Raw genomic sequence first — 23564 nt, 5'->3', positions numbered from 1 at the left:
TGCTGGGACTCGTAGATAGGATTACTGCGCCGTGATGCCGGCTTGGTCGATCAACTGCTTGGTGCGCGGAATCTCGGCCTTGATGAAGGCGGCGAATTCTTCGCGGCTGCCGCCACGCGGCTCCGCGCCGGCTTCCGCCAGCTTACCGCGCAATGCCGGGTCGGCCAGCACCTTGTTCACGGTGCGGTTGAGCTTGTCGAGGATGGGTGCGGGCGTGCCTGCGGGCGCCACCAGGCCATACCAGGGGGCGATGTCGTAGCCGGCATAGCCTTGTTCCGCGATGGTGGGGATGTCCGGCGCCAGCGCCGAACGCTTGGCATTCGACATGCCCAGGGCCAGCAGCGCGCCGCTCTTGGCTTGGGGCAACCCGGTCATGATGGTGTCGAAGTACATGGACACCTGGCCCGAGAGCAGGGCGGGGATGGCTTCGCCCGCGCCCTTGTAGGGCACGTGCAGGATATCGATGCCGGCGATGGACTTCAGCATTTCACCCGCCATGTGCGAGGTGGTGCCCGTGCCAAACGACGCATAGGTCAGCTTGCCCGGGTTGGCGCGCGCATAGGCGACCATTTCCGGCAGGGTCTTGAACGGTTGTTGCGGGTTGGCCAGCAGGATGTTCGGGGTGTAGGCCACCAGGGACACCAGCTCGAACGCGTCCGGGTCGTAGGCCAGGCGCTTTTGCAGGAAGCGGTTGGTGACGACGGCGGCGGGGCCACCCATCAGCAAGGTGTAGCCGTCGGGCGCCGAGCGCGCGACCGATGCGCTGCCAATGGCCGCCGCGGCGCCCGGGCGGGCTTCCACAACAAAAGGTTGGCCCAGTTCGTTGGACAACGCGGCGCCCAGTTGGCGCGTGATCAGGTCCGTGGCGGAGCCGGCCTGGAAAGGCACGACGATGCGCACGGGGTGCTGCGGCCAATCGGTGGCCGGGGCAGCGGCCGACGCTGCTTGTGCGCCGGCCTGCGTCGCGAAGGCGGCGGCGGCCAGGCCGGCCAACGTCCGGATGAGACGAAATTTCATGGATTCCCCTTGATCGCGTGTGAAAAATGGAATGCCGCCGGGCGGGTCTGTCGCCCGTTCCGGCGCGAACAGCCCGTAGCGGTGCCGTCCGGAGGCAATTAGACGGGAGTGGGCGGGCTTGGACTATTAGTGTTTGCATCCATGGATCACTGGATCCAGTTTGTGTTATTTTTGCGTTTATCTATCATGGCGGCTTTCCAAGCCCGGGGACGACAATGCTGCAGTTTCAAAAGACAGCGATCAGCGCCGAAGACGAGGCGTACCTGCATTTGCAGCGCGAGATCCGCCTGGGCCGTTATGCCCCCGGCCAGCGCTTGGTACCCGATGTAGTCGCCGCTGAAATCGGTACCAGCCGAATGCCGGTGCGCGGCGCGTTGCGGCGCCTGGCTTCCGAAGGCCTGGTTGAAATCCGCGCTAATCGCGGCGCGGTCGTGCGCGGCCTGAATCAGCAGGAAATGCTGGAAGTGTTTGAAATGCGTTCGGTGCTGGAAGGGCTGGCCATGCGCAGCGCCGTGCTGCATATGAATGCCGAACACGTCCGCCGCCTGAGCAACATGCTTGAGCAACTGGATCAAGGGTCTGGTGATTATCTGGACTGGACCACTGCCCACCGGGAATTCCACGAATACCTGTGCAGCTTCTGTCAGCAGCCGCGCTTGCTGGGGCAGATCTCGGAGCTGCATTCCGTGGTTGAACCCTATATGCGCTTGTGGACGGCCCAGCCGGGGCGCGTGCTGCGCGTGCGGGAATCGCACCAGGAATTGATTGACGCGCTGCAAACGCGGGACCCCGAGCGATGCGAAGCGGCGATGCGCCAGCACGTGCTGAACACGGTGCCTGCCTTGCAGGCTTTCCTGGAAAAGAAACCCTGACCGCGCGCTGAACTGACCCCCGAAAGTTGGACTTTGATCCATCCTTCGGGGGTTTTTTGCATGGCAAAGTACGACGAGCAGTTCAAGCTGGACGCTGTCCGGCGGTATCTGTCTGAACAGCATAGTTATGCGGAAGTGGCGCGGGAGGTCGGCGTGGACTATGCGTTGCTGCGGCGATGGGTGGCTGTCTACCAACTGCATGGACGGGCTGGTTTAGTCAGGCCGCGCAAGCGGTATTCGGCGCAATTCAAATTTGAGGTGTTGAAGCGCATCGAGCAGGACGGCTTGTCGGACAGGCAGGCTGTGGCGGTTTACAACTTGGGCGATTCCGGGGCCATCGGCAAATGGCGTCGTGGGTATGATGAGGGCGGAATGGGCGCATTGGCGCCCAGACGTCGAGATAGCCCCGCCATGCCACACAAGTATCCACCCGAGCCAACAGCCAAGGACATGACAGAGAAGCAGTTGCGCGAAGAGAACGCGTACCTGCGAGCGGAGCTCGATTACCTAAAAAAACTCGATGCCTTGATCCAAGCGGAACGGACCGAAGCGCTGGTGAAAAAGCGCAAATGGTCCAAGGGTTGAGGCATCGTCATCCGCTGGCGCTATTGCTGAGAGCAGCCAAGCTGTCGCGCAGCACGTTCTATTACCACCTGAAGGCGCTTGGCGCCGTGGACCCGTACGCCGAGCTCAAGCAGCGCATCGACGCGGTCTATGCGCAGCACAAGGGCCGCTATGGTTACCGCCGGATCACGGCGGTGCTGCGCCAGGCAGGTGAGCTGGTGAATCACAAGACGGTGCAGAAGCTGATGCAGGCGCTGGGCTTGAAGTCGCTCGTGCGCGCCAAGAAGTACCGGTCATACCGAGGTCAGTCGCATCATGTGGCGGCCAACGTGTTGGCGCGTCGCTTCGAGGCCGAGCGTCCGAACGAGAAGTGGGTCACCGACGTGACCGAGTTCAACGTGCGTGGCGAGAAGCTGTACCTGTCGCCGGTGATGGACCTGTACAACGGCGAGATCGTGGCCTACGAGACCGCTCTGCGGCCGGTGTTCAAGCTCGTGGGCAGCATGCTGAAGAAGGCGCTGGCGCGGCTGCGGCCGACGGAGCGCCCCGTGCTGCACTCCGACCAGGGCTGGCAATACCAGCAGCCCATCTACCGGCGCATGCTGGCCGCCCGGTCCGTCACGCAGAGCATGTCACGCAAGGGCAACTGCCTGGACAATGCCGCCATGGAAAGCTTCTTCGGCACGCTCAAAGCAGAGTTCTTCCACCTCAACCGCTTCGAGAGCATCGAGCAGTTGCAGGCCGGCATCCGGCAGTACATCCATTACTACAATCACAATCGCATCAAGCTCAAGCTAAAAGGCCTGAGCCCGGTGCAATACCGAGCTCAGACCTTCGGGCTTTAGTTGACCGTCCAACTTCTGGGGGTCAGTTCACGCTCGCCGCGGGACTTCATTCGCAAGGCCGACCCATTGGCCGCTCAGCGAACAGCTTTTCTTGGTGCACCGGATTCCCGCTTATAGCCGGGAGTAATATGTCGCGTCCGGTGGGCCTATGGTCGCCGGCAAGAACACGCCCACTGCGCGCCGTCCTTCTCCACCCCCGTGTCGTCAGCGGACTTTCGTCCGCGCCTCCCCTGCGGTGTCTGCAAGCCCTGGCGCGCGCGTGCGGCCAAAAAAAGTGACATCAAGGAGAGGCATGTTGGACAAGCAAGAGTCGGGCGGCTGGTATTTCGGCTGGAACATCGTCGGCGCCGCCGCGGTGCTTACCCTGTTGACGGTGGGCCTGCGCATGGGCATCGGGCCATTTTTCCTGCCGATGGCGGACGGCTTGGGATTTTCTCGCAGCCTGTTGTCCGGCATCGTCGCGGTGGGCATGCTGTGCTACGGCCTGGCCATGCCGCTGGCGGGATATCTGGTCAGCGTGCGCGGCACGCGTTTCGTGCTGCTGACGGGCACGGCGATTGTGGTGGCGTCGTCGCTGTGGACGGTGTTTGCGCGTGGCCCGATTGAATTCCTGCTGTCGTTCGGCGTGGCGCTGTCCGTGGGCCTGGCCTTCACCAGCCCCGTGGCGCTGACCCCGATCATCAGCCGCTGGTTCACGCGCCAGCGCGGCATGGCGCTGTTCTTCCTGTCCACCGGGTCCATGGCGGGCATCGCCTTGATGACGCCGACGCTGACCTTCGCGATATCCGCCCTGGGCTGGCAGGAAACGCTGCTGGCGTTTTCCGTGCTGTTCGCCTTGCTGACGGTGCCTGTCGCGCTGTTCGTAATGCGTGATGTGGCGCCCGAGCACACGGACCTGCTGCCGCACCAGATCATCAAAGACAAAGCGCCCGCCAAAACAACAAAAGGCACGGCCTCAGCCAACAGCAGCACCCCCGCGCCCAACGTGCGCAACGCCTTGCGCACGCTGCCGTTCTGGCAGGTGGCGCTGGGCCTGTTCGCCTGTGGCTACAGCATGAACCTGCTGGGCACGCACGGCATGCCCATGCTGATGGACCACGGCTTTGACGCCACCACCAGTTCGCTGGGCATCGGCCTGATCGGCCTGGTCGCCATCTTCAGCACGCTGGTGCTGGGCCGCATGTCGGACCAGGTGGAACGGCGCAACATCCTGGCCGCCATCTATCTGGTGCGCGGCTTGGGGTTCTTTGCGTTGGTCATGGTGGGCGCGCACTGGGAGCTTTATGCGGCGGCCACCATCGGCGGCATCGTGTGGGCGGGCAGCATCGCCTTGTCGTCGGCCATTCTGGCGGACGTCTATGGCATCCGCTTGGTGGGCGTGCTGTACGGGCTGACCTATCTGGGCCACCAGATCGGCGGCATGATCAGTTCGTGGCTGGGCGGCTGGGCCTTCGATACCTTTCACACGCACTGGGTCGCCTTCGGGTCGGCGGGCGTGCTGTTGCTGGTGGCGGCGGCGATTTCATTGCGCTTGCCGGGGCGCTGCCTGGCGCGCGTGCCGGCAACCGTGGGGCGCTGACTTAGCGGTCTTTCAGCAACGTCACCAGCTCGGGCACATAGCGTTCGCCGCCGCCTTGCGTGACGGCCTGGTCGAACGTGTGCTGCACGGCCGCGCCAATTTCACGCACGGCGCCGGCTTCGGCCGCCATGGTGTTGTAGTAGGACAGGTCTTTCTGCGCGTTCGACATGAAAAACCGCAGCGACGATGGGTCCTGCTCCAGCAAGTACGGCTTGATGCGTTCCAGCGCCACGCCGCCACCGCCGCCCTTGCTCAAGACTTCGGCGAACACCGCCGGGTCAATGTCCGAGCGCAGCGCGCACGCCGCCGCTTCCGACAGCAGAGCCACCACGCCCAGCGACACATAGTTGTGCAGCAGCTTCATGCGGTGCCCGGCGCCAATGGGGCCGGCGTGCGTGATGTTTTCGGCAAAGCAGGCCAGGATGGGCTTGCACTCTTCAAACAGCGCCGCATCGCCGCCCACCAGCAAGTTCAGCCGGCCTTCGGCGGCTTCCTTGGGGGTGCGCGTCATCGGCGCGTCCAGGAAGCGGCCGCCGGAATCGGTCACGGCTTGGGCCACTTTCACGGTGGACGACGGAATCGCCGTCGAGCAATCAATGATGACGGTGCCGGCGCGCAGGCCTTCCAGCACGCCGCCTTCCGACAGCAGCACGGCTTCCACCTGCGGGCTACCGGTCACGCACAGAATGATCACATCCGATTGCGCCGCCAGCGCCGCGCCGCTTTCCACGCTGGTCGCGCCAGCGGCTTTCAGCGCATCCAGGGGCTGATTGCCCGGATGCTCAAGCACGGTCAGCGTATGACCATGCTTGACCAGATTGCTTGCAATACCGTGGCCCATGAGGCCGATTCCAACCATGCCGACTTTCGCCATCTTCCACTGCTCCTGCCATGTGTAGGTGTGTTGTGGCGTAAATCTTACTCTTAGATTACTTTCTGGCATCCAATCCAAGCACTGACAATTCCATGATTGATTCCATTCCCGAGGGTTTCGCGCCGTGGCGCCCCAGCAGTCCGTTCATGACGCATCTGGCCGACCTGGGCGCTTTGTACCGGCGTGATGCCGACAGCGTGCTGGCCCTGCGCGTGAACGAGACGCACTCGAACATGCATGGCATGGCGCACGGCGGCTTGCTGGCCACGCTGGCCGACAGCGCCCTGGGGCACACCATTGCCCAGCAGTTGCAGGTGTCTGTCGTGACGGTGCAGATGTCGGTGGAATACCTGAACGCGGTCAAGCCGGGCGACTGGCTGCAAGCGCACGTGCGTATCGACAAGCAAGGCAGGCGCTTGATCTACGCCAATTGCCTCTTGCAGGTAGACGGGCGCGTCATGCTCAAAGCGAATGCCGTGTTTGCCGTGCGTCCGGCCCCAACTCCCGCGTCGGACGGTTGATGGCGCAGCTTTGAAACGGCACGAACGCAGCGTTCGAAACATTCAACTTCTCAGGGTCTGAGGCCGCGAACATACTTCTCCAAAGCTGTTGAATCACGGAGACGCTATGCTTCACAACGCCTTGCGCGGCATCAAAGTCGTGGACTTGTCGCGCATACTTGCCGGCCCCTGGTGTACCCAGAACCTGGCTGATCTTGGCGCCGAAGTCGTCAAGGTCGAACACCCGGAGCGCGGCGACGACACCCGCGGCTGGGGCCCGCCCGATTTGCAATCCGACGATGGCCGCGCGGCCATGTCCGCCTATTTCATGGCGTGCAACCGGGGCAAGCAATCGGTTGCCATCGACTTCGCATCCGAAGCGGGCGCGGCTTGTGTGCGAGAACTGGTCGCGCAGGCCGACATCCTGGTCGAAAACTACAAGGCAGGCGGGCTGCGCAAATACGGCCTGGACTATGACTCGCTTGCGCGCATCAACCCGCGTCTGATCTATTTGTCTATCACCGGCTACGGCCAGTCCGGCCCCATGGCCGACAAGCCCGGCTATGACTACGTGTTCCAGGGCATGGGTGGGCTGATGAGCTACACCGGCCAGCCCGATGGCGCGCCCGGCGCCGGCCCGCTGCGCACCGGGGTTGCCGTGGTCGACCTGATGACAGGCATGTACGCCACGTCCGCGGTCTTGGCCGCCCTGCGTCAGCGCGACCAGACGGGGCAGGGCATGCCACTGGATATCTGCCTGCTGGATGTGGCCGTGGCGCTGAACGCCAACCAGGGCGCCAACTACCTGGTGTCCGGCGTGGCGCCCAAGCGCAGCGGCAACGCGCATCCCAACTGTGCGCCCTATGAAGTGTTTGCGTGTGCCGATGGCCATTTGATCCTGGCGATTGGCAACGACGCCCAGTTTGCGCGCTTTTGCGCCGTGGCCGGGCATCCCGAATGGGCGCTGGATGCGCGCTATGCGACCAACAGCGCGCGGTTGTCGCACCTGGACGGCTTGCGCGCGCAGGTGGCGCGGGTCTTGGCGACCGCGCCACGCCAGCATTGGACCGCCGCGTTCGACGGCGCCGGCGTGCCATGGGGCCCGATCCACACGCTGGATGAAGTTTTCGCGCATCCGCAAGTGCTGCATCGGCAACTGGTCCAGACCGCGACCCACCCCGTGCTGGGCGACATGCGGCTGGTGCGCAACCCGCTGTTGGCCGGCACGCCAGCCAATGCCTTGGGCGCTGCCCCGCCATTGCTGGGCGAGCACACCGACGCCGTGCTGGGCAGTCCGGCCACGATTTGAACTACCCCGAGGAGACAACAATGACATCCATTAAAAAACTGCCGCTTGCGGTTCTGCTGGCTTGCCTGACCACTCCTGCTCTGGCCGCCGCCGAGTACCCCGACAAGCCCATCCGCCTTGTCGTGCCGTATGCCGTGGGCGGCACCACCGACATCATCGCGCGCGTCGTGGGCAACAAGCTGGGCGCGCAGTTGGGCCAGTCGGTCATCATTGAAAACAAGCCGGGCGCGGGCGGCAGCATCGGCTCGGCCTACGCCGCCAAGCAGCCCGCCGACGGCTACACCCTGGTGATGGCGGTGGAAAGCTCGCACGCCGTCAATCCCAACGTCTACGCCAAGAGCGCCTACGACCCCGTTCGCGACTTTGCGCCCATCAGCAACCTGGCCGACGTGCCCAACGTGCTGGTGGTGAACCCGGCATTGCCCGCGCAGGACCTGGCGGGGTTTCTTGCGCTGCTCAAGGCCGATCCCAACAAGTACGCCTTCGGCTCTTCCGGCAATGGCGGCTTGAGCCACATGAATGGCGAACTGTTCATGAAGACCACCGGCACGCGCATGCTGCACGTGCCCTACAAAGGCCTGGGCCCCGCGCTGAACGACCTGGTTGCCGGACAGGTGCAGGTGGTGTTCGACAACATCCCGTCGTCTTACCCCTTGATCCAGGGGCAGCGCATCCGGCCCTTGGCGGTGGCGGCCAAACAGCGGCTGAAGGTGCTGCCGGACGTGCCCACCTATGCCGAGGCTGGGTTGCCCGCCATGAACAACCCGTCGTGGTTCGGCCTGGCCGCGCCGGCCGGCACGCCCGCGCCGGTGCTGGACAAGCTGAACGCGGCGGTGCGCGAGGCCTTGGCGGACCCCGCCACGGTGGACGCCATCGAACGGCAGGGCGCGGTGCCCAGCCCGATGTCGCGGGAAGACTTCGGCGCGCTGATCGCGCAGTCGAACCGCCACTGGAAGGCGGTGGTTGAAGACATTAAATTCGAGAAAATGCAGTAAGAGGAGCGCTTGTGAATACCAAGAATCTGTCGTTTCCCCATGCCGGCGTCCAGATCGACGCGTCCGGCATCGCTACCTTGACCATGCAAGACGCCGGGGTGCTCAACATCTTGAGCACGCCCGTTATCGATGGCCTGCGTCTAGCGCTCACGCACTTGCAGGACGACGAATCGGTGCGTGTGCTGGTGCTGCGCGGCGCCGGCGACCGCGCCTTCGTGGCCGGTGCGGATATCGCCGAAATGGCCGCGCTGGACGAATCCAGCGCGCAACGCTTCATCTCGAACTTGCGTGACCTGTGCAACGCCGTCCGGCACTTTCCCGTACCGGTGATTGCCCGCATCCCTGGCTGGTGCCTGGGCGGAGGGCTGGAATTCGCCTTGGCGTGCGACCTGCGCATCTGCACCGATGACGCCAAGTTCGGCATGCCCGAGGTCAAGGTCGGTATTCCGTCGGTGATCCATGCGGCGCTGATGCCCCGACTGATCGGCGCGGCCAACAGCGCGTGGCTGCTCTTGACGGGTGAACTGATCGACGCGCGCCGCGCGCAGGACTGGGGGCTGGTGAATGCCGCCGTGCCGGCAGCGCAGTTGGACGATCAGGTGAACAAGCTGGCGCAGGGTTTCGCCGCGTTGGGGCCCGCGGCCTTGCGTCAGCAGAAGAAATTGCTGCGCCGCTGGGAAACGATGTCGGTGGACGCGGCGATTGAAGACAGCGTCGCGGAATTCGGCGCGGCCTTCAACACCGGCGAGCCACAGAAGTTCATGAACGAATTCCTGGCCAACAAGCGCGGCGGGAAGGGCTGATCGAAGGGCTGATCGAAGGGCTGAACAACCGATGACCCGGCGAAGGTCAGGCGTTGTTCAAAAGAGGGCGATCAATCCGAGCCGCGCGTCGCGGCAACGATCGGGTCGTCCAGCAGGTACTCGGCAACCTGCTCCACGAACGGTGACAGCGGCCCGTCGGCTTGCGTCACCAGCGTCAGTTCACGCAGTGCCCAAGGTTCGCTGATGGCCACCGCCGCAATGCGCTGTTCGCGCAAGGCGGTGGCGGCGATGCTGCGCGGCACCAGCGACACGCCCACGCCTGCCTCAACCATCGCCAGCACGGCGTCGAAGGTGTGCACGTGGATGCGCACCTTGGGCGTCTTGCCCGCCAGCTTGGCCATGTCGCGCAAAAAGATGTAGTTGCTGCTGGCGCGGCTCATGCACACGAAATCCAGGTCCAGCACGGCAGGGAAACGAATCGGTGAATGTTGCACCACAGGATGATTCAACGGCGCCGCGATGATCAGTTCATCGATCGCATAGCGCACGGCCTGCACCCCGGCGGATTCGGCGTGGCCGGCGAAGATGCCGATATCCGCTTCCTGCCCCGCGATGGCGGCCTCGATCGTGTTGCTGGAGCGCTCTTCCAGCAGGATGTTCACATTCGGGTTGGCCGACAGAAAGCGGCTCAGGCTGGGTACGATGAACCCGTTCAACGAACTGCTGTTGGCGAATAGCTTGACGCTGCCTTTCAGGCCGCTGGCAAAGCCGCTGACTTCACCATGCATGCGCTCCACGCCGGCCAGCAGCGAGCGCACATGCTTGAGCACAAACGCGCCTTCCGCTGTCAACTCCATGCCGCGTGCCTCGCGCTTGAACAGCGGCACGCCCATTGCCATTTCCAGGTTCTTCAGCCGGTAGCTGGCGGACGAGGCGGTCAGGTGGACCGTATTGGCGCCGCCCGACAGGCTTTGTGCCTCGGCAATCGCAAGGAACAGGCGAAGGTCGGTGAGTTCGTAACGCATCGTGCAAGATTACCGTGGCCGCTTTTGATGCGTCAGAGATACGGTGTGGCCAGCCAGATGACCTTGTTGCGCAGCCGCTTGGCGAATGGCGTGCTGGTCAGGGTTTCCAGCGTTTCCGCTTTGGAATTCGCGATCAGCCCATCGATCCGGTTGCCGATCCAGCGTGCCACGGTAGGGTCATAGATTTCGCTGTCCAGCTCAAAATTCAGGCGCAGGCTGCGCGGGTCCAGGTTCGATGACCCCACGTAGGCCCAGGCGTCGTCCACCGTCATCAGCTTCGAATGGTCGAAGGTGCCCAGCGCTCGCCACACGCGGCAGCCGGTGCGCACCACCTGGTCCAGTTGCGCCGACATGGCGTAATCCACCAGCCGCAGGTTGTTCTTGTTGGGGATGACGATATCCACCTGAATACCGCGCCGCGCGGCGGTGCCCAGCGCGCCGATCAGCGTCTGGTCGGGCAGAAAGTAGGGCGATTGAATGCGCACGTGGCGCTGCGCCACCGCCAGCGCACCCAGCAAAATGTTGTGCGAACTGCCCAGCGCACGGTCCGGCCCCGACGGCACGCAGCGCATCGGCACGTTGCCGGTGGGCGGCAATGCGTGCGGATCAAACCAGGGCCGTGCCGGCAGCGATTCATGCGTCGTGAAATTCCAGTCGTGCGCAAACACCGACATCAGCTGCGTCACGATGGGCCCTTCCACGCGGAAATGCGTGTCGTGATTGACGGCGTCGCCCGCCAGCGCGCTCACAAACGCCGCCCGCACGTTCATGCCGCCGGTAAAACCCACGCGCCCGTCTATCACCAGCACCTTGCGGTGGCTGCGCAGGTTGGCATACGGCATGCGCAGCACGCCCAGCGGATTCGTCATGAAGCGCGCCACCGGCACGCCGCCTCGCGCCAGCATGCGCACGATGGGCGGACGCGAATACTTGGAGCCGATGGCGTCGATCAACACCCGTACCTGCACGCCACGCGCCTGCGCTTCGATCAGCGCCTGCGCCATTTCGCGGCCGATCTCGTCATTGTCGAAAATGTAGCTTTGCATCGCGATGGCGTGCTGCGCGTCGCGGATGGCTTGCATCATGGCCGGATACGCTTCATCGCCGCCCGCCAGGGGCTGCACCGCATTGCCGCCCAGCAGCCGAAACTGGCTGACGCGGTCACCCAGGACTTTCAACGACGCAAACTGCGGCCCCGAGACCGCCACCACGTCCACCGGCAAGGTGTCGACCTGCTCGGCATCCACCACCATGGTTTCGTCACGCTGCTGCGACACCCGCGTCTTGCGGATGCGGTTGATGCCGGCCACAAAGTAAAACAGGGCGCCGAACAGCGGCGAAAACAGCGCCACTCCCACCCAGCCGATGGCCGCCCGGACGTCCTGCTTGGTCATCGCGGCATGCACCGCAGCACCCGTGCCCGCCACGATGCTGACGGCAAACACCAGATGGGGCCAGTAATCGATCAAAATTGCGTGTATGCGATCCATAGCGATGACGTAAAAGTCGGCCTCCAGGGTTGAGCCATGCGGAAGGATAGCAAGGTGTGCGGCGTTGGCAATGGGGAGGAAGATAAGGGGCTTTTGACGGCCCCAAAAAATATGCTATAGTTCGGCCTCTTCGTTGCTGAGCTTCAGTTTGAAGCGCGGCGGGGGAGAAGAAAGTAGTACTGAAAAGTAATGCTGAAAAGCAATACACCAGTAGTACCCCAGAGGTGGCTGTAGCTCAGTTGGTAGAGTCCTGGATTGTGATTCCAGTTGTCGTGGGTTCGAGCCCCATCAGCCACCCCAAAGAATTCAAAGAAATCAGCCGCCTAGAGCGGCTTTTTTCTTGTCCGCCGTTTCTGCAATGGTGGCATGAACCGCGATTGGTGGCATCGGTCAGGCACTGCTCTTGATCTTCACCACGCGCCGGCGTTCCATTTGAAAACCCGCACGCCGTGATCACTCATGACGCGGAACAACTACGGCGCATTAACACGAATTGAGCCGATGAGTCGCTGGCGATCCAGCAGTTGGCCAAAGCCGAACAGACCAAGCAGGTCAGCTAAGCATTAGTCATTCGCCGCCGCCGGGCCGTCTGCCTGTTGCGGCGTAGCGGTATCGCGCCGTTGCAGCATGCGGGCGACCCGTTCGCCCGCGATCTGAAAGCGCTGCGCCAGGGATGCCGGCGCCAGCACATCGAATTCCACTTCCAGCGCCAGCAGCCAATACGTCAGCGCATCCAGCGACTGGCCGTTGCAGCGCAGCAGGCAACGGCCATCGTCCAACGCCTCCACCTGGCCGGCCGACGCCGGAATGCGCGCGGCAATCACCGCGTGCGGCGCATGCAGCACGATGCGTGCCTCTTCGGCGTTGGGCGCCTGGCCCACCGCCCGCGTCACATAGGCGCGCAGGTCGCCACCTTCGGGCGGCGGACGCGGCGCGAAGTGCGCGCCCAGCGTTACCGCGCCGGTGATTCGATCGAGTCGGAACGTGCGCCAATCGTCGCGCGCCGGATCCCACGCCACCAGATACCAGCGATACCCCGTGTGCGCCAGCCCCTGCGGCTCGACCTGGCGCGTGCTGGGCTGGCCGCGGCTGTCCGCGTAGTCGAAGTTGATGCGCAACTGGTCGCGGCAGGCGGCGGCCAGCGCGGCCAACAGTCCCGCATCGATCATCGGGCCCCGGCTCGGCAGCGGCACGATGGCCGACCGCAGCGCGTCCAGCTTGTGGCGCAGGCGCGCGGGCATCACCTGCTCTAGTTTGACCAGCGCGCGCAGCGCGGCTTCTTCCACGCCACCGACCGTGCCCGTGGCCGCGGTGCGCAGCGTGATGGCCACCGTCAGCGCCTCGTCGTCGTCCAGCAGCAGGGGCGGCAGGGCGTTGCCCGCGCGAAAGGCGTAGCCGCCCGCCACACCGCTGCTGGCCTGGATCGGGTAGCCCAGTTCGCGCAGCCGGTCGATGTCGCGGCGCAGCGTGCGCGGATGCACCGCCAGGGTCTGCGCCAAGTCGGCGCCGGCCCAATGGCGGCGGGTCTGCAGTAGGGAAAGCAGGCGCAGGAGGCGGTTGCTGGAACTGAGCATCGGGCAACGATAGCCTGTATCAAGGGCGGAAACTGTCCGCAATGGATTTTAAAGTTCGTCCGTCGTCAGCGGCCATGGGGCCGCGGCACTCCCCCCCATTCCGGAGCTTGTCCATGTCTATCGTTTTCCATTGGTACCCCCAGTCCAGCGCTTCCCCCATCGCCTGCGCCCTGGCCGAACTGCAGGTGCCGCACGAACGCGTCAAGGTGGATATCCAGGCCGGCGAGCAGCGCCGCCCGGAATTCCTGGCCTTGAACCCCAACGGCAAGGTGCCGACCCTGACCGTGGACGGTGCGCCGCTGTTCGAAGCCTTGGCCATCCACCTGTGGCTGGGTGAACGTTGGGGCGTCGAGCGGGGCTTGTGGCCCGCGGCCGGCACTTCGCAGCGGCTGGCCGCCATGTCGTGGTGCACGTGGGCCTACGTGACGTATGGCGCGGTGGTCTCGCGCCTGTATGTCGTCGCCCACGGCGACGAGCAAAGCCGCGATGCCCGCCAGGCCGAGCGGGCCATCGCCGATCTGGATTCGCTGTTGGGGCTGCTGGATGCGCATCTGACGCGCCAGCCGTGGATGGTGGGTGACAAGTACTCGCTGGCTGACCTGGTGGTGGCGTCGGTGGTCGGCTACACCGCCTTTCTGGGCGCGCCGGTGGCCGCCCATCCGAAGGTGCAGGCATGGCTGAGCACGATCAAGGCCAGGCCTGCGATGCAAGGCGAGGTCTGAAGCGACGGCGGGCCTGTGCCTGTGTATCGCGTCGACTCCGATATCTAGCTGCAGCTTCCGGCTGTCGAACCGCCCGCATTCAAGCCCGTCCGGGAATGGAACTTGCTGTCGTCATGTTTCCCAAGCCGCCCACGCGGCTTGATAGATCCTAGGAGACCGGACATGGCTGACAACGTCATCAAGACACTGAACCACCTCATCGAAACCTCGAAGAACGGGCAGAAGGGCTTTGAAGCCGCCGCCGATGACACGAAGAATCCTGAGTTGCAGCAGCTATTCAGGAACCGGGCGCAGGATTGCGCCGCAGGCGCCGCGGAGTTGCAGACCGTGATTGCGCAGTTGGGCGGCGTGCCCGAGGACAGTGGCACGGTCGCGGGCGCGGTGCATCGCGGCTGGACCAACTTGAAGGCCGCCGTGGCCGGGCGCACCGATCTGGTCATTTTGGAAGAATGCGAACGTGGCGAGGACGTGGCGAAGGCGGCCTATGCTGACGCGCTGAAGGAACCGCTGCCGGAAGAAATACGTGTGATCGTGGAACGGCAGAATGCTGGCGTTGTGCGCAATCACGATCAGATCCGCGATCTGCGGAATCGCTACAAGGCCGCGAACTAAGGTATCGCCGGGGCTGCACCTGCAAGCCCCCTAAAAGGTGTAGCCTCGGCGTACCCCTACAGCAAGCGCTCGTCCACCCCATTTCGCAAATCATAAGGCGACCACAAGATCCGCCCGACGATGCGAACCTCGCATCCGTCTTCTTTCTCAAGCGCAAAAGGCGCATAGGCCGGGTTCAAGGACTTGGCCAGCCAGCCGCCTTCGCGTTCGCGCGCGATGCACTTCACGATCATCTTGCCGCCATGGTTGATGGCGTAGACCGTGCGCGGGTCGATCTCGCGCGGGTCGGTGATGGGGTCTTCAAAGAACAGCATGGGTCCGCCGTTGCGAATCACGGGTTCCATGCTGTCGCCTTGCGCATACACGATCTTCATGCGGTTGATCGGCAGCTTGAACGATTCCAGGAACGAACGGCGCAGCAGGATTTCGCCGATCTCGGTCTCGTGATAGTTCTCGATGCCAAGCCGGCCGGCGGCCAGGCGCACATCCAGTTCGGGGATGGGCATGAATTCCTGGTCATTGGCGGAATAGCCCGCGTGGGGGACGTGGCCGACGTTGGCCGCGGTGCTGATGCGCAGCGCCTGCATGCGTTCAGCCTGATGCGTGGTGACGCCGTCCGGATCCCAGGGCGCTGCCGATACCGGCGCCATGGGAAATTCGTCGGCGACGGCGTCGATATTCAAAAGCGCGCCGCGCTTGGACTGCGGCGACTTGGATTGCGCGGCCGCCGCCTTCGTCTTGACGCCCATCTGGCCCAGCGCCAATAGCAGCGCGCCTTCCAGACGCTTGAGCTGATCGTCGGCCAAGCCTTTGATCAGCGACTGCGGCACCGAAGGGAAGGGCCACGCCACGTCAGTGGCCGGGGCGGCAAGTGGTGCCGCCGCCGATAACGACGCGGCCTTCTTGGCTTCGGCCGCCAAGCGCGGGCTGATTGCAGCCAGCGTGCAGCCAAACCCTTCGGCATAGGCCATGGCCGCTTCAATCCCAATGGGGCGGCGGCCAGTGATGTGCTGGTAAATCATCGCCTGGCCGCCCTTCACTTGGTGGTCACGAGCAAAGGCCGCGCGGTTCACGCCTTCAAAGCGTGCGCGCAGCGCGGCGGCTTCCTCTTCGATAGTCCACATTTTCATATAGCAATGCTATGCAAATTAAACTATAGCATGGCTTGCTAATAAGATGTAGCGTCGCTATAGTTTTGGTAATGAACCTACATGACTATTTCGAGTGCGAGGGGGCCATTACCGCTGCGGCGCTGGCTCGACGCGTGGGGGTATCGCCCGCGCTGGTCTACCAGTGGCGCACCGGGCGCCGGCCGGTGCCGGTCAAGCATTGCGCCTTGATTGAGTTGGCCACGTGCGGCTGGGTTACCCGGCGCGACTTGCGTCCCACGGATTGCATTCGAATCTGGCCGGAGCTGGCCGAAGGGCTGAAGGCGCAATGAACTACTACCCCCATCACATTGGCGATTTCAATAGCGCCACGCGGCACCTGACGCGCATCGAACGCAGCGTCTATCGCGATCTGATCGAACTCTATTACGACACCGAAGCCCCCTTGTGTGCGGACGTCGACAAACTCTGCCGCTTGTTGATCGCGCGCTCAGACGAAGAGCGGGCCGCGGTGGTCCAGGTGCTGGGCGAATTCTTCGTGGACACCGAGCAAGGCTGGCGGCATGCGCGTTGCGATGCCGAGATTGCCCGCTACCACGGCAACAAGGAAGCGAAGTCCGCGGCCGGCAAGGCCAGCGCGGCCAAGCGGGCGCGGCAAGCTGGCCGGCAAGTGAAAGCGGTGGAGGAGACGGCAGTGAAGGCGACGGCGGAAGGCGAGGCGGAGCAACAGCCGTTGAACACCCGTGCAACCAACCATGAACCAGAACCAGAACCAGGAACCCGAAACCAGAAAACACGGGAGCCCGCGCCGAGCAAGCGCAATGTGGGCTTTGACGCCACGGCCATTGCATTGCCCGAATGGCTGGACCGGGCTGACTGGATCAGTTGGGCAGCGGACCGCAAAGCCCGCAAGAAGCCAATTACGGAAGAGGGGGCACGGCGGCAGTTGCAACAGCTTGCGGGCTACCAAGCCGAAGGCATCCCCGCAAGCGCGGTCATCGCCCACAGCATCGCCAGCGGCTATCTGGGCCTGTATCCACCGCGAGACATGCCGCGCGCCGCCGCAAGCAGCCGCGCACGGCAACGCGCCGACTGGTCTTCCGAACTACGTAGCGTGTTGGCCGAAGGCCGGGCGCGTGGCGAGATCGACATGGGGGTGATCGATGCAAGTCGCTGAATCTGCTACCAATCTGGGCGCGCTGGTTGTCAATGAAATGCACCTGCTGTACGGCGCGAAGTTCGCGCAGCAATGGGAAGGCCTGACCCCGCGCGAGTTGAAGGATTCCTGGAATCAAAAGTTGTCGGGGCTGACCGAGTCGCAAGTCAGGCGAGGGCTGACGGCGTGCCTGACGCGCGAGTGGCCACCCACGTTGCCCGAATTTCTGAAGCTGTGCTGCCCGTGGCTGATCCCCGAGCTGGCCTATCACGAAGCCGTGCGCGGCGTGTCGGCGCGGCGGCGCGGCGAGACCGGTGATTGGTCGCACCCGGCGGTGTATTGGGCGGCGGTTGGCGTCAGTACGGTGGATCTGCTCAATAGCAACTACGGCGCCATCAAGGCAAGGTGGGAAAGAACCTTGACCGAAGAGCTAAGCCGAGGTGCGTGGCCCGATATTCCACCATCGCGCGCCGCGCTGCCCGCGCCAGGCCAGACGTTGGCCACGCGCGCGCAAGCCGAGGCTGCGTTGAAAAAAATGGGGGCGGGAAAGCTGCTGGAACCGCGCAGCCGGTCGCATCGCGAATGGATTGATCGATGGGAGGCACGCATCGCGCTTGGCGGTCATCCCACCAAGGCCATCGCCGAGATGCTGACGCACGCCAGGCACACCAACAAGCCGGAGGCCACATGACACGGGGACAGTCAGCGGAACACGCAGCGGAACACCCAAGCGGTCACGCGATCCGCAAACAAACACGAGGCAACAAGACAATGGAAGCAAGGGCAAGCACGCAAGCAGGCTTACCGCGTTGGGTGGAAGACGAAATTCGCAATTGGGCAAGATCGCAATGGGAAGGCGATTGGCCGGGCCCGCGCCGCATGGCGCAAGACGCGCCCGACCTGTGCGCGTTTCCGCCGCTGCCGGGTCACGATGACGACGATGAGCCGCTACGCATTCCGGTGAATCATGAACGCGCGCGCCGTGTGCATGCCCTGTATGAAGCGTTGCCGCTTATTGAACGACGCGTGGTGCAGGCCGAAACCACGCGCCGTGCCGACTACGGAGACCTGCCCGCGCATCTGCGCCAGGAAAAAGCCTGCCGCGCCATCGGCGTCACGCTGCCTTACTACAAGGTGGCGTTGGGTAGTTTCAAGCAACAGGTCTGGAGGGAATTCAAATGAAGTACGCGCACGAGGTCATTGATCTGCTGGCGGCGTATCCGGGCCGGAAATTCAGAATGGCCGAGATACTGCGGCATGTCAGCCGTGGCATGCCGTTGACGCCGGCTTCGCAAGAAGCCATGCGGCGCGGCGCACGCCGGGTGCTGGACCATTTGCTGGATGCCGGCCATGTGCATCGTTGCGGCGGCAATACAAAATCCGCGACCTATGCGTGGTCGGAATTGGGACACGCACTTCATAAAAACCCTGCGCATTTGGGACCGGATTTGAGACAATAGCCGCGGGGCATTGCGCCCACACGAAATGCAGCCCGCCTACCTTCAACGGTTCGCGGGCTTTTGTTTTTCCCAACCATTTAATCGCCGACATGACGCCCGATAACGCAATCCTTACGCTGGTAAGCGCCGCAGCTGGTGGTGTGCCGGTAGTGCTTTCCGACGACACCGAAGCCTTTCCCTCACCGCCTTACATCGCCATGGCCGTGCGCTGGGTGCAGACCGGGCCTGTTGAGATGGGCCTTGTGGATGATGACGGCAACCAGCCGGTGCACGACCACCGCGATGCCTCCGTCGAACTGCGCAGCGTTGGCGTTGATGCGTATCGCGCGTTGGACAAGATGGGCTTGACCCTGCGCCACCCCGCTTATGAAGAGCAGGCCGAAGCGCTGGGGCTGGCCTTGTTTCAGGCTGGCCGCATACAGCGCGTGGCGCCTGACAGCGCCGGCGCGGCAAGCGAGCGGCTGGGCCTGCTTGAACTGGGCATCCGCTACGCGCAGACCTATACCGATTTTGTCGGCGTCATTGAAACGGTGGCCGGCACGATCACGACCACGGGCGGCGCCACGCCCACCCTGGAAACTTCTTTCTCCGCGAAGACCGATACGGCGCCCTAGCGTCCCGGGCTTCTTAACGCAGTCCCCGCCGCCTTTGGGCGGTTTTTTTTTGGAGCCGCAAATGGCAAAAATCGACCGGATCGTCAATGTGGCGATCTCGCTGAACACCACGGCGATCAAGGAGCAGAATTTCTCTGACCTTCTGATCCTTGGCGCGCACGCGCTGGCCGTCAACCGCATCCTGGCGTTGACCGAGCCGGGCGAGTTGTTGGACATGGGCATGGCGCCGACCGACCCGCTTTACATCGCCGTGCGCGATGCGTTCAAGCAGATTCCGACGGTGGCGCGCGTTTTCGTTGGCCGCCGCCAGGTGGATGCGTCACGCGTGACCGTCACGCGCGCCGCCGTGTCCGATTACCTTGTGTCGTTGTCGTGGCGCGATGCGCAAGGCGTGGTGCAGAAGCGTGACGTAGCGACGTCGGGCCGGACCGACAGCACGCCCCAGACCCTTGCCACCGCATTGGCCGCCGCCATCGCCGACACCGACGCGCCGGTAACGGCAGCCGCCACGGGCGCCGACGTCACGGTCACCGCCGCCGAGACCGGCCAAGCCGTCGCCATCGCCGTGAAGGGCAACCTGCAACTGGCCGCGCCAGTCAGCACCGAAACCCCGTCGGCCGCGCTGAACGCCTGCCTGCGTGAAAACGGCGACTGGTACGGCGTGGCCTTGGCCAGCCGTGTCGAAGCCGATGTGCTGGACGCCGCCGAGTGGGTGGAATCGAACGAGCGCCTGTTCGGCGTGTCCAGCGCGCAAGCCGGCATCATCGATGCCGCCGCGTCCAACGACATCGCGTCCCAATGCCAGCAGAAGCAGTTCTTCCGCACCCATGTCTGGTACCACGGCCAGGCTGCCAGTGAAGCGCTGGACGCCGCCGTCGCCGCCAACCGCTTCACCTTCTATCCGGGTGGCGAGACGTGGGCCAACACGCGGCTCTCGGGTGTCAGCTATGACAGCCTGACCGAAGGCCAGGCACTGGCCGCGCATGCCAAGAACGCCAACACCTTCGAGCAGATGCGCAACTTTGCCGTGACGCAGAACGGCAAGGTCGCGGCGGGCGAATGGATCGATGTGATTCGTGGGCGCGACTGGTTGGCCGAGCAAGTGAAGATCAACGTTGCGTCGCAACTGATCAACGCCAACGGCAAGGTGCCGTACACCGACGCCGGCATCCAGGTGCTGGTCAACGGCATCCGCCAGGCGCTGCTGCTGGGCCAGAGCCGGGGCCTGGTTGCGCCCGATGAAATCGATGACGCGGGCCGCAAGATTCCTGGTTTCGTCATCAACGTGCCGCGCGCGGCCAGCGTGTCGACGAACGACAAAGCCAACCGCATCCTGCGCGACCTGAGCTTCAGCGCCCGCCTTGCCGGCGCCATCCATGTTGCCGAAATCAAGGGCAACCTTACCTACCAACAACTGTAATCGGGGCCTATCCATGTCTGTCAAAACCTATGCACCCAACCAGGTCAAGATCGTGATGGGCGCGCTGCCTATCTCCGGGCTTGCCGAAGACACCTTTGTCACCGTCGCTGAAATCGGCGAAGGCATCGCCTCTGTTGTCGGGGTCGACGGCGAGGTGGCGCGCTCGATGTCGCGCGATTCTCGCTTGCGCATCACGCTGACGCTGATGCAGACCAGCGCCAGCAATGCCGCGCTGACCGCGCTGCACCAGGCCGACCGCGCCACCGAGGGCAACGGCGCCGTGCCGGTGTCGGTGACCGACCTGCGCGGCACGTCGCTGCACGCCTCGGATTCGGCCTGGATCGTCAAGATGCCCGACGCCGGCTACGGCGCCAAGGTGGGCAGCCGCGAATGGACGATCGAGACCGGTCCGGCCATCAACGTGATCGGGGGCAATACCTGATGAGCGCCGTCAAGGAAGTGACCATCGGCACCACCATCTTCCGGATCTCCCGCTTCGACCCGTTCCGCCAGTTGAAGCTGCTGGGCGACTTGCAAAAGGAAGTGCTGCCGGCCGCCGGGTCGATGCTGAATTCCGTGTTCAACGTGGCAGGCGCCGGCGAAGGTCGCGACGAAAGCGCGATGCTGGACGCGTTCCGGGAACTGTCGGCCAAGCTGGGCGGCGACGCCCTGGGCGGTTGGGCCGAGCGCCTGATCGACCCGGAGCTGGTCAGCTTCGAGCTGGCCGGTCGCGAGCCCCAGAAGCTGACGCCCGCCCATCGCGGCCTGGCCTTTGCCGACTATGCCGAAATCCTGGAGCTGTTGTTCCACATTCTTGAGCACAACTTCGCCGGCCCTTTGGCGCGTTGGGCCGGCCGCTTTGGTCCGGCCCGCGCGAAGCTGGCGAGCCTGTCGGGCGGTTCGACGCAGGCTTCGAAAGAGAGTTGATCATCTGGCGGCCCATCCTGGCCCGCCATGTCAGCCTGGACGCCGCCAAGCGCGGCGACATCGATCTGCTGGACATCCTGAAGCTCAATGCGCTGATGGACGCCCAGCAGGCCGCGCAGGCTGCGGCAGATAACAAGGCGAGGTAATGATGATCTTGGTACGAGAGGTGGTGACGCTGCTGCGCTACCAGGTGGACACAAGCGGCTTGCAGGCTTACCAGCAGGCGTTTGAATCCATGCTGAAATCCATGGCTGACGCAACCGTGCAGGCCAGCGCCACCATGCGCCGCGCGTTGGCGGGCGTGTTGCCCAGCGTGGTGAGCACGCAGCAGGCGATAAGCGGCTTGGCGACAAGCGGTCAGCCAACCAGCGGTCAGCCAACCAGCGGCCAGCCAACCAGCGGCCAGCCAACGCGCCGGCAGTCAACAAGCGTGCAGTCGCAAGGCACTGTGGTCCGCCCGCAAGGCGGCATCCCGGCGCCCCGCCAGCACGCGGCCGCGCTGGGCGGCTTGCGCGGCGTCGTTGAACTGACGCTTGGCGCATCGCCGCTCAAGCGCATCCTGAGCGACATCGACGCCTGGGTGCAAATCCAGGAACGCCTGCGGCAAGCGGCGGGGTCGGGCGCGCAAGCGGCCGAGGCCGATCGCGACCTGGCCCGCGTGTCGCGCGCCAGCCGCACGCCGTATGCCGACAACGTCGACACCTATGCCCGGGCCGCGCAGACGCTGCAAGACCACGGGCGTTCCCCGCGTGACGCTGCTGGTATCACCGAGGCCGTCGCCTTGGCCATGCGCTTGTCGCAGACCCCGGCCGAGGACCGGGGCGGTGTCGTGGCGGCGCTGTTGAAGATGGTGGAACAGGGCAGGCTGGGCCTTGAGGAATACAACGCGCTGCCTCGGCGCATGCAGGATGCGTTGGCTGCCGGCCTGAATGTGGACCGCGGCCAGTTGCGCCAGCAGGTGCAAGGCGGCCAGGTCACCGCCGACCGCGCCTTGCCCGCGCTGCAATCGCAGTTGCCCGCCATGCGCGCGGAAGCCGAGGCGGCGCCCGCGTCCATCACGGCAGCGATGACGGTGTTCAACGACGCCTTGCAGCGCTATGTCGGCCAGGCCTTGCCGGCAGGCCGCAGCGTGCTGAACGGGGTGACGGCGTCGATCCTGTTCATGGCCGACAACATCGACGCGGTCGTCAAACTGCTGGCACTGACGGGCGCCAGCATCGGGCTGGTCTCGCTGGGCAACTGGCTGCGGCGCGCCAGCGTGCTGGCCTATGGCCTGTGGCAGATCCTGTCCCCGGTCGGCGGATTCTTGCTGAACCTGGCAAGAGTCGTCGTGCCGATGCTGTGGAACGCGTTTGCCATGACGCCGATCGGCCGGATCATTTCGTTGATCGGCATGCTGGCGGTTGCGCTGTGGCAGGTCTGGGAAAACTGGGATGTGATCAAGGCGTACATCTCGGCATCCTGGGATGCGCTGATGGCGATGGCCCTCGATTCCTTCCTGGGGCCGGTCATTGAATATATCCAGGCTATCTGGCAGTTCTGGACCGAGCTTGTCAACGGCGTCGTGGCCGTCTTCAAGGGCGACTGGGACGGCGCCATCGCGCATTGGGCGGGGGCGTTCAACGGCTTGTGGACGTTCTTCTCGAACATGGGCGGGCGGATGATGGCCACGATCAAACAGATCGGCGGCGCCATCCAGACCTGGGTGCTGGACAAGCTCAAGGTGGCCAAGGACTGGTTCCTGAGCTTGTTGCCAGACGTGTTTAAGTCCGAATCCGAGGCACCGGCGTCGGTGATGGACGCTTTGCCGCCGGGAGAGCAGCAGGGCATCCCACATGGTATGCGGTCGGGCGCATTGTCGAACGACCAAGCTGCATGGTGGGCCGTGGCAAGCGGCGTTTCGCTTCCGCTCGTGCCTCCGGCCAATGTGGTCGGCCCCAAGGCGCTGCTCGGGCGCGCGCCATCCAACTACCAAAGCCTCAACAATATCGTCGTCAACGTGCCGGCTGGCGATCCTCATGTTGTGAGCAAGGCGGTGGCCGATGGCGTGAGTCAGGGCCACCAACGCAGTTATCAGAGCCTGTCGCAGACGTATGACGTGACGCCCGGCGTCGAGAGCCCCCCATAGGAGTGGCA

At 64.3% G+C, this 23564-nt stretch carries 26 protein-coding genes and 1 tRNA gene; 21 read left to right on the top strand and 6 right to left on the bottom strand.

Annotated elements, in window-relative coordinates; translation table 11 throughout:
• Window positions 1-21: 21 nt before the first annotated feature.
• Entirely contained in the window at window positions 22-1017 is a 996-nt protein-coding gene (locus ELS24_RS21245) for a Bug family tripartite tricarboxylate transporter substrate binding protein (RefSeq protein ID WP_050449784.1), read from the bottom strand.
• Between the two features lie 215 nt (window positions 1018-1232).
• On the opposite strand from ELS24_RS21245, the gene ELS24_RS21240 reads away from it, so the two are divergent.
• The 3 genes from ELS24_RS21240 to ELS24_RS21230 all read left to right on the top strand — a co-directional run bounded on the left by ELS24_RS21240 (window position 1233) and on the right by ELS24_RS21230 (window position 4877).
• The gene (locus ELS24_RS21240) at window positions 1233-1889 is read left to right on the top strand and encodes a GntR family transcriptional regulator (protein WP_127185283.1); all 657 of its coding nucleotides are present in this window, start codon (window positions 1233-1235) and stop codon (window positions 1887-1889) included.
• A gap of 60 nt (window positions 1890-1949) precedes the next feature.
• A protein-coding gene (locus ELS24_RS21235) for an IS3 family transposase (RefSeq protein ID WP_428839657.1) occupies window positions 1950-3298 on the top strand; the annotation gives its coding sequence in 2 pieces (ribosomal slippage) (window positions 1950-2417 and window positions 2420-3298; 1347 coding nt in all).
• Window positions 3299-3593: 295 nt separating this feature from the next.
• Window positions 3594-4877 (top strand): MFS transporter, encoded by a 1284-nt coding sequence (locus ELS24_RS21230; RefSeq protein WP_127186422.1) that lies wholly within the window; start codon window positions 3594-3596, stop codon window positions 4875-4877.
• 1 nt (window position 4878) lies between these two features.
• Here the strand turns inward: ELS24_RS21230 and ELS24_RS21225 are convergent, their stop codons facing one another.
• Window positions 4879-5751 (bottom strand): NAD(P)-dependent oxidoreductase, encoded by an 873-nt coding sequence (locus ELS24_RS21225; protein ID WP_050449787.1) that lies wholly within the window; start codon window positions 5749-5751, stop codon window positions 4879-4881.
• A gap of 92 nt (window positions 5752-5843) precedes the next feature.
• Here ELS24_RS21225 and ELS24_RS21220 point away from each other — a divergent pair, with 92 nt between their 5' ends.
• From ELS24_RS21220 to ELS24_RS21205, 4 genes are all read left to right on the top strand, one after another.
• Window positions 5844-6272 (top strand): PaaI family thioesterase, encoded by a 429-nt coding sequence (locus ELS24_RS21220; protein ID WP_127185281.1) that lies wholly within the window; start codon window positions 5844-5846, stop codon window positions 6270-6272.
• 106 nt (window positions 6273-6378) lie between these two features.
• Entirely contained in the window at window positions 6379-7560 is a 1182-nt protein-coding gene (locus ELS24_RS21215; protein WP_127185280.1) for a CaiB/BaiF CoA transferase family protein, read from the top strand.
• 20 nt (window positions 7561-7580) lie between these two features.
• Complete coding sequence (locus ELS24_RS21210) at window positions 7581-8555, top strand: Bug family tripartite tricarboxylate transporter substrate binding protein (RefSeq protein WP_050449790.1); 975 nt, start codon at window positions 7581-7583, stop codon at window positions 8553-8555.
• Window positions 8556-8566: 11 nt separating this feature from the next.
• Window positions 8567-9358, top strand: a complete 792-nt coding sequence (locus ELS24_RS21205; protein WP_127185279.1) for an enoyl-CoA hydratase — start codon at window positions 8567-8569, stop codon at window positions 9356-9358.
• A gap of 71 nt (window positions 9359-9429) precedes the next feature.
• Here the strand turns inward: ELS24_RS21205 and ELS24_RS21200 are convergent, their stop codons facing one another.
• On the bottom strand, window positions 9430-10344 hold the full coding sequence (locus ELS24_RS21200; RefSeq protein ID WP_127185278.1) for a LysR family transcriptional regulator: 915 nt from the start codon (window positions 10342-10344) through the stop codon (window positions 9430-9432).
• Between the two features lie 32 nt (window positions 10345-10376).
• Window positions 10377-11834: a cardiolipin synthase gene (cls, locus tag ELS24_RS21195; protein WP_127185277.1), complete on the bottom strand. Its 1458-nt coding sequence runs from the start codon at window positions 11832-11834 to the stop codon at window positions 10377-10379.
• Between the two features lie 224 nt (window positions 11835-12058).
• On the opposite strand from cls, the gene ELS24_RS21190 reads away from it, so the two are divergent.
• Window positions 12059-12134 (top strand) — tRNA-His (locus tag ELS24_RS21190).
• 263 nt (window positions 12135-12397) lie between these two features.
• Here ELS24_RS21190 and ELS24_RS21185 read toward each other — a convergent pair.
• Entirely contained in the window at window positions 12398-13408 is a 1011-nt protein-coding gene (locus ELS24_RS21185; protein WP_127185276.1) for a helix-turn-helix transcriptional regulator, read from the bottom strand.
• 113 nt (window positions 13409-13521) lie between these two features.
• Here ELS24_RS21185 and ELS24_RS21180 point away from each other — a divergent pair, with 113 nt between their 5' ends.
• Window positions 13522-14130, top strand: coding sequence for a glutathione S-transferase family protein (locus ELS24_RS21180; RefSeq protein WP_050449795.1), 609 nt, complete (start codon window positions 13522-13524; stop codon window positions 14128-14130).
• A 162-nt stretch (window positions 14131-14292) separates the two neighbouring features.
• Window positions 14293-14742, top strand: a complete 450-nt coding sequence (locus tag ELS24_RS21175) for a PA2169 family four-helix-bundle protein (RefSeq protein WP_127185275.1) — start codon at window positions 14293-14295, stop codon at window positions 14740-14742.
• A 56-nt stretch (window positions 14743-14798) separates the two neighbouring features.
• Here ELS24_RS21175 and ELS24_RS21170 read toward each other — a convergent pair whose 3' ends face one another.
• The gene (locus ELS24_RS21170; protein ID WP_050449797.1) at window positions 14799-15872 is read right to left on the bottom strand and encodes a S24 family peptidase; all 1074 of its coding nucleotides are present in this window, start codon (window positions 15870-15872) and stop codon (window positions 14799-14801) included.
• A gap of 71 nt (window positions 15873-15943) precedes the next feature.
• Between ELS24_RS21170 and ELS24_RS21165 the strand changes: the two genes are divergently transcribed.
• The 11 genes from ELS24_RS21165 to ELS24_RS21120 all read left to right on the top strand — a co-directional run bounded on the left by ELS24_RS21165 (window position 15944) and on the right by ELS24_RS21120 (window position 23556).
• Window positions 15944-16183 carry a transcriptional regulator gene (locus ELS24_RS21165; RefSeq protein ID WP_127185274.1) on the top strand — a complete coding sequence of 80 codons (240 nt, stop codon included), beginning with the start codon at window positions 15944-15946 and terminating at the stop codon, window positions 16181-16183.
• A complete protein-coding gene (locus tag ELS24_RS21160; RefSeq protein WP_127185273.1) occupies window positions 16180-17028 on the top strand; it encodes a YdaU family protein in 849 nt (282 codons plus the stop codon). Before ELS24_RS21165 ends, ELS24_RS21160 begins: the two co-directional genes overlap by 4 nt.
• A complete protein-coding gene (locus tag ELS24_RS21155; RefSeq protein ID WP_127185272.1) occupies window positions 17015-17698 on the top strand; it encodes a hypothetical protein in 684 nt (227 codons plus the stop codon). Before ELS24_RS21160 ends, ELS24_RS21155 begins: the two co-directional genes overlap by 14 nt.
• An 80-nt stretch (window positions 17699-17778) precedes the next feature.
• Window positions 17779-18189, top strand: coding sequence for a hypothetical protein (locus tag ELS24_RS21150; protein ID WP_127185271.1), 411 nt, complete (start codon window positions 17779-17781; stop codon window positions 18187-18189).
• Window positions 18186-18467: a hypothetical protein gene (locus ELS24_RS21145; RefSeq protein ID WP_050449803.1), complete on the top strand. Its 282-nt coding sequence runs from the start codon at window positions 18186-18188 to the stop codon at window positions 18465-18467. Before ELS24_RS21150 ends, ELS24_RS21145 begins: the two co-directional genes overlap by 4 nt.
• An 89-nt stretch (window positions 18468-18556) precedes the next feature.
• Window positions 18557-19081 carry a phage neck terminator protein gene (locus tag ELS24_RS21140; protein ID WP_127185270.1) on the top strand — a complete coding sequence of 175 codons (525 nt, stop codon included), beginning with the start codon at window positions 18557-18559 and terminating at the stop codon, window positions 19079-19081.
• A 61-nt stretch (window positions 19082-19142) separates the two neighbouring features.
• The gene (locus ELS24_RS21135) at window positions 19143-20501 is read left to right on the top strand and encodes a DUF3383 family protein (RefSeq protein WP_127185269.1); all 1359 of its coding nucleotides are present in this window, start codon (window positions 19143-19145) and stop codon (window positions 20499-20501) included.
• A 13-nt stretch (window positions 20502-20514) separates the two neighbouring features.
• The gene (locus tag ELS24_RS21130; protein ID WP_050449806.1) at window positions 20515-20943 is read left to right on the top strand and encodes a phage structural protein; all 429 of its coding nucleotides are present in this window, start codon (window positions 20515-20517) and stop codon (window positions 20941-20943) included.
• Window positions 20892-21428: a phage tail assembly chaperone gene (locus tag ELS24_RS21125; RefSeq protein ID WP_240669351.1), complete on the top strand. Its 537-nt coding sequence runs from the start codon at window positions 20892-20894 to the stop codon at window positions 21426-21428. Before ELS24_RS21130 ends, ELS24_RS21125 begins: the two co-directional genes overlap by 52 nt.
• Window positions 21425-21574: a hypothetical protein gene (locus ELS24_RS30985; RefSeq protein ID WP_164741192.1), complete on the top strand. Its 150-nt coding sequence runs from the start codon at window positions 21425-21427 to the stop codon at window positions 21572-21574. Before ELS24_RS21125 ends, ELS24_RS30985 begins: the two co-directional genes overlap by 4 nt.
• Window positions 21574-23556, top strand: coding sequence for a tape measure protein (locus ELS24_RS21120; protein WP_127185267.1), 1983 nt, complete (start codon window positions 21574-21576; stop codon window positions 23554-23556). The genes ELS24_RS30985 and ELS24_RS21120 overlap by 1 nt, the downstream gene beginning before the upstream one ends.
• Window positions 23557-23564: the final 8 nt, after the last annotated feature.

This window comes from Achromobacter spanius (assembly GCF_003994415.1).
Classification (GTDB): domain Bacteria; phylum Pseudomonadota; class Gammaproteobacteria; order Burkholderiales; family Burkholderiaceae_B; genus Achromobacter; species Achromobacter spanius_C.
The sequence above is the reverse complement of the archived record's forward strand: the minus strand, read 5'-3'. Positions and strand labels throughout refer to the sequence as shown.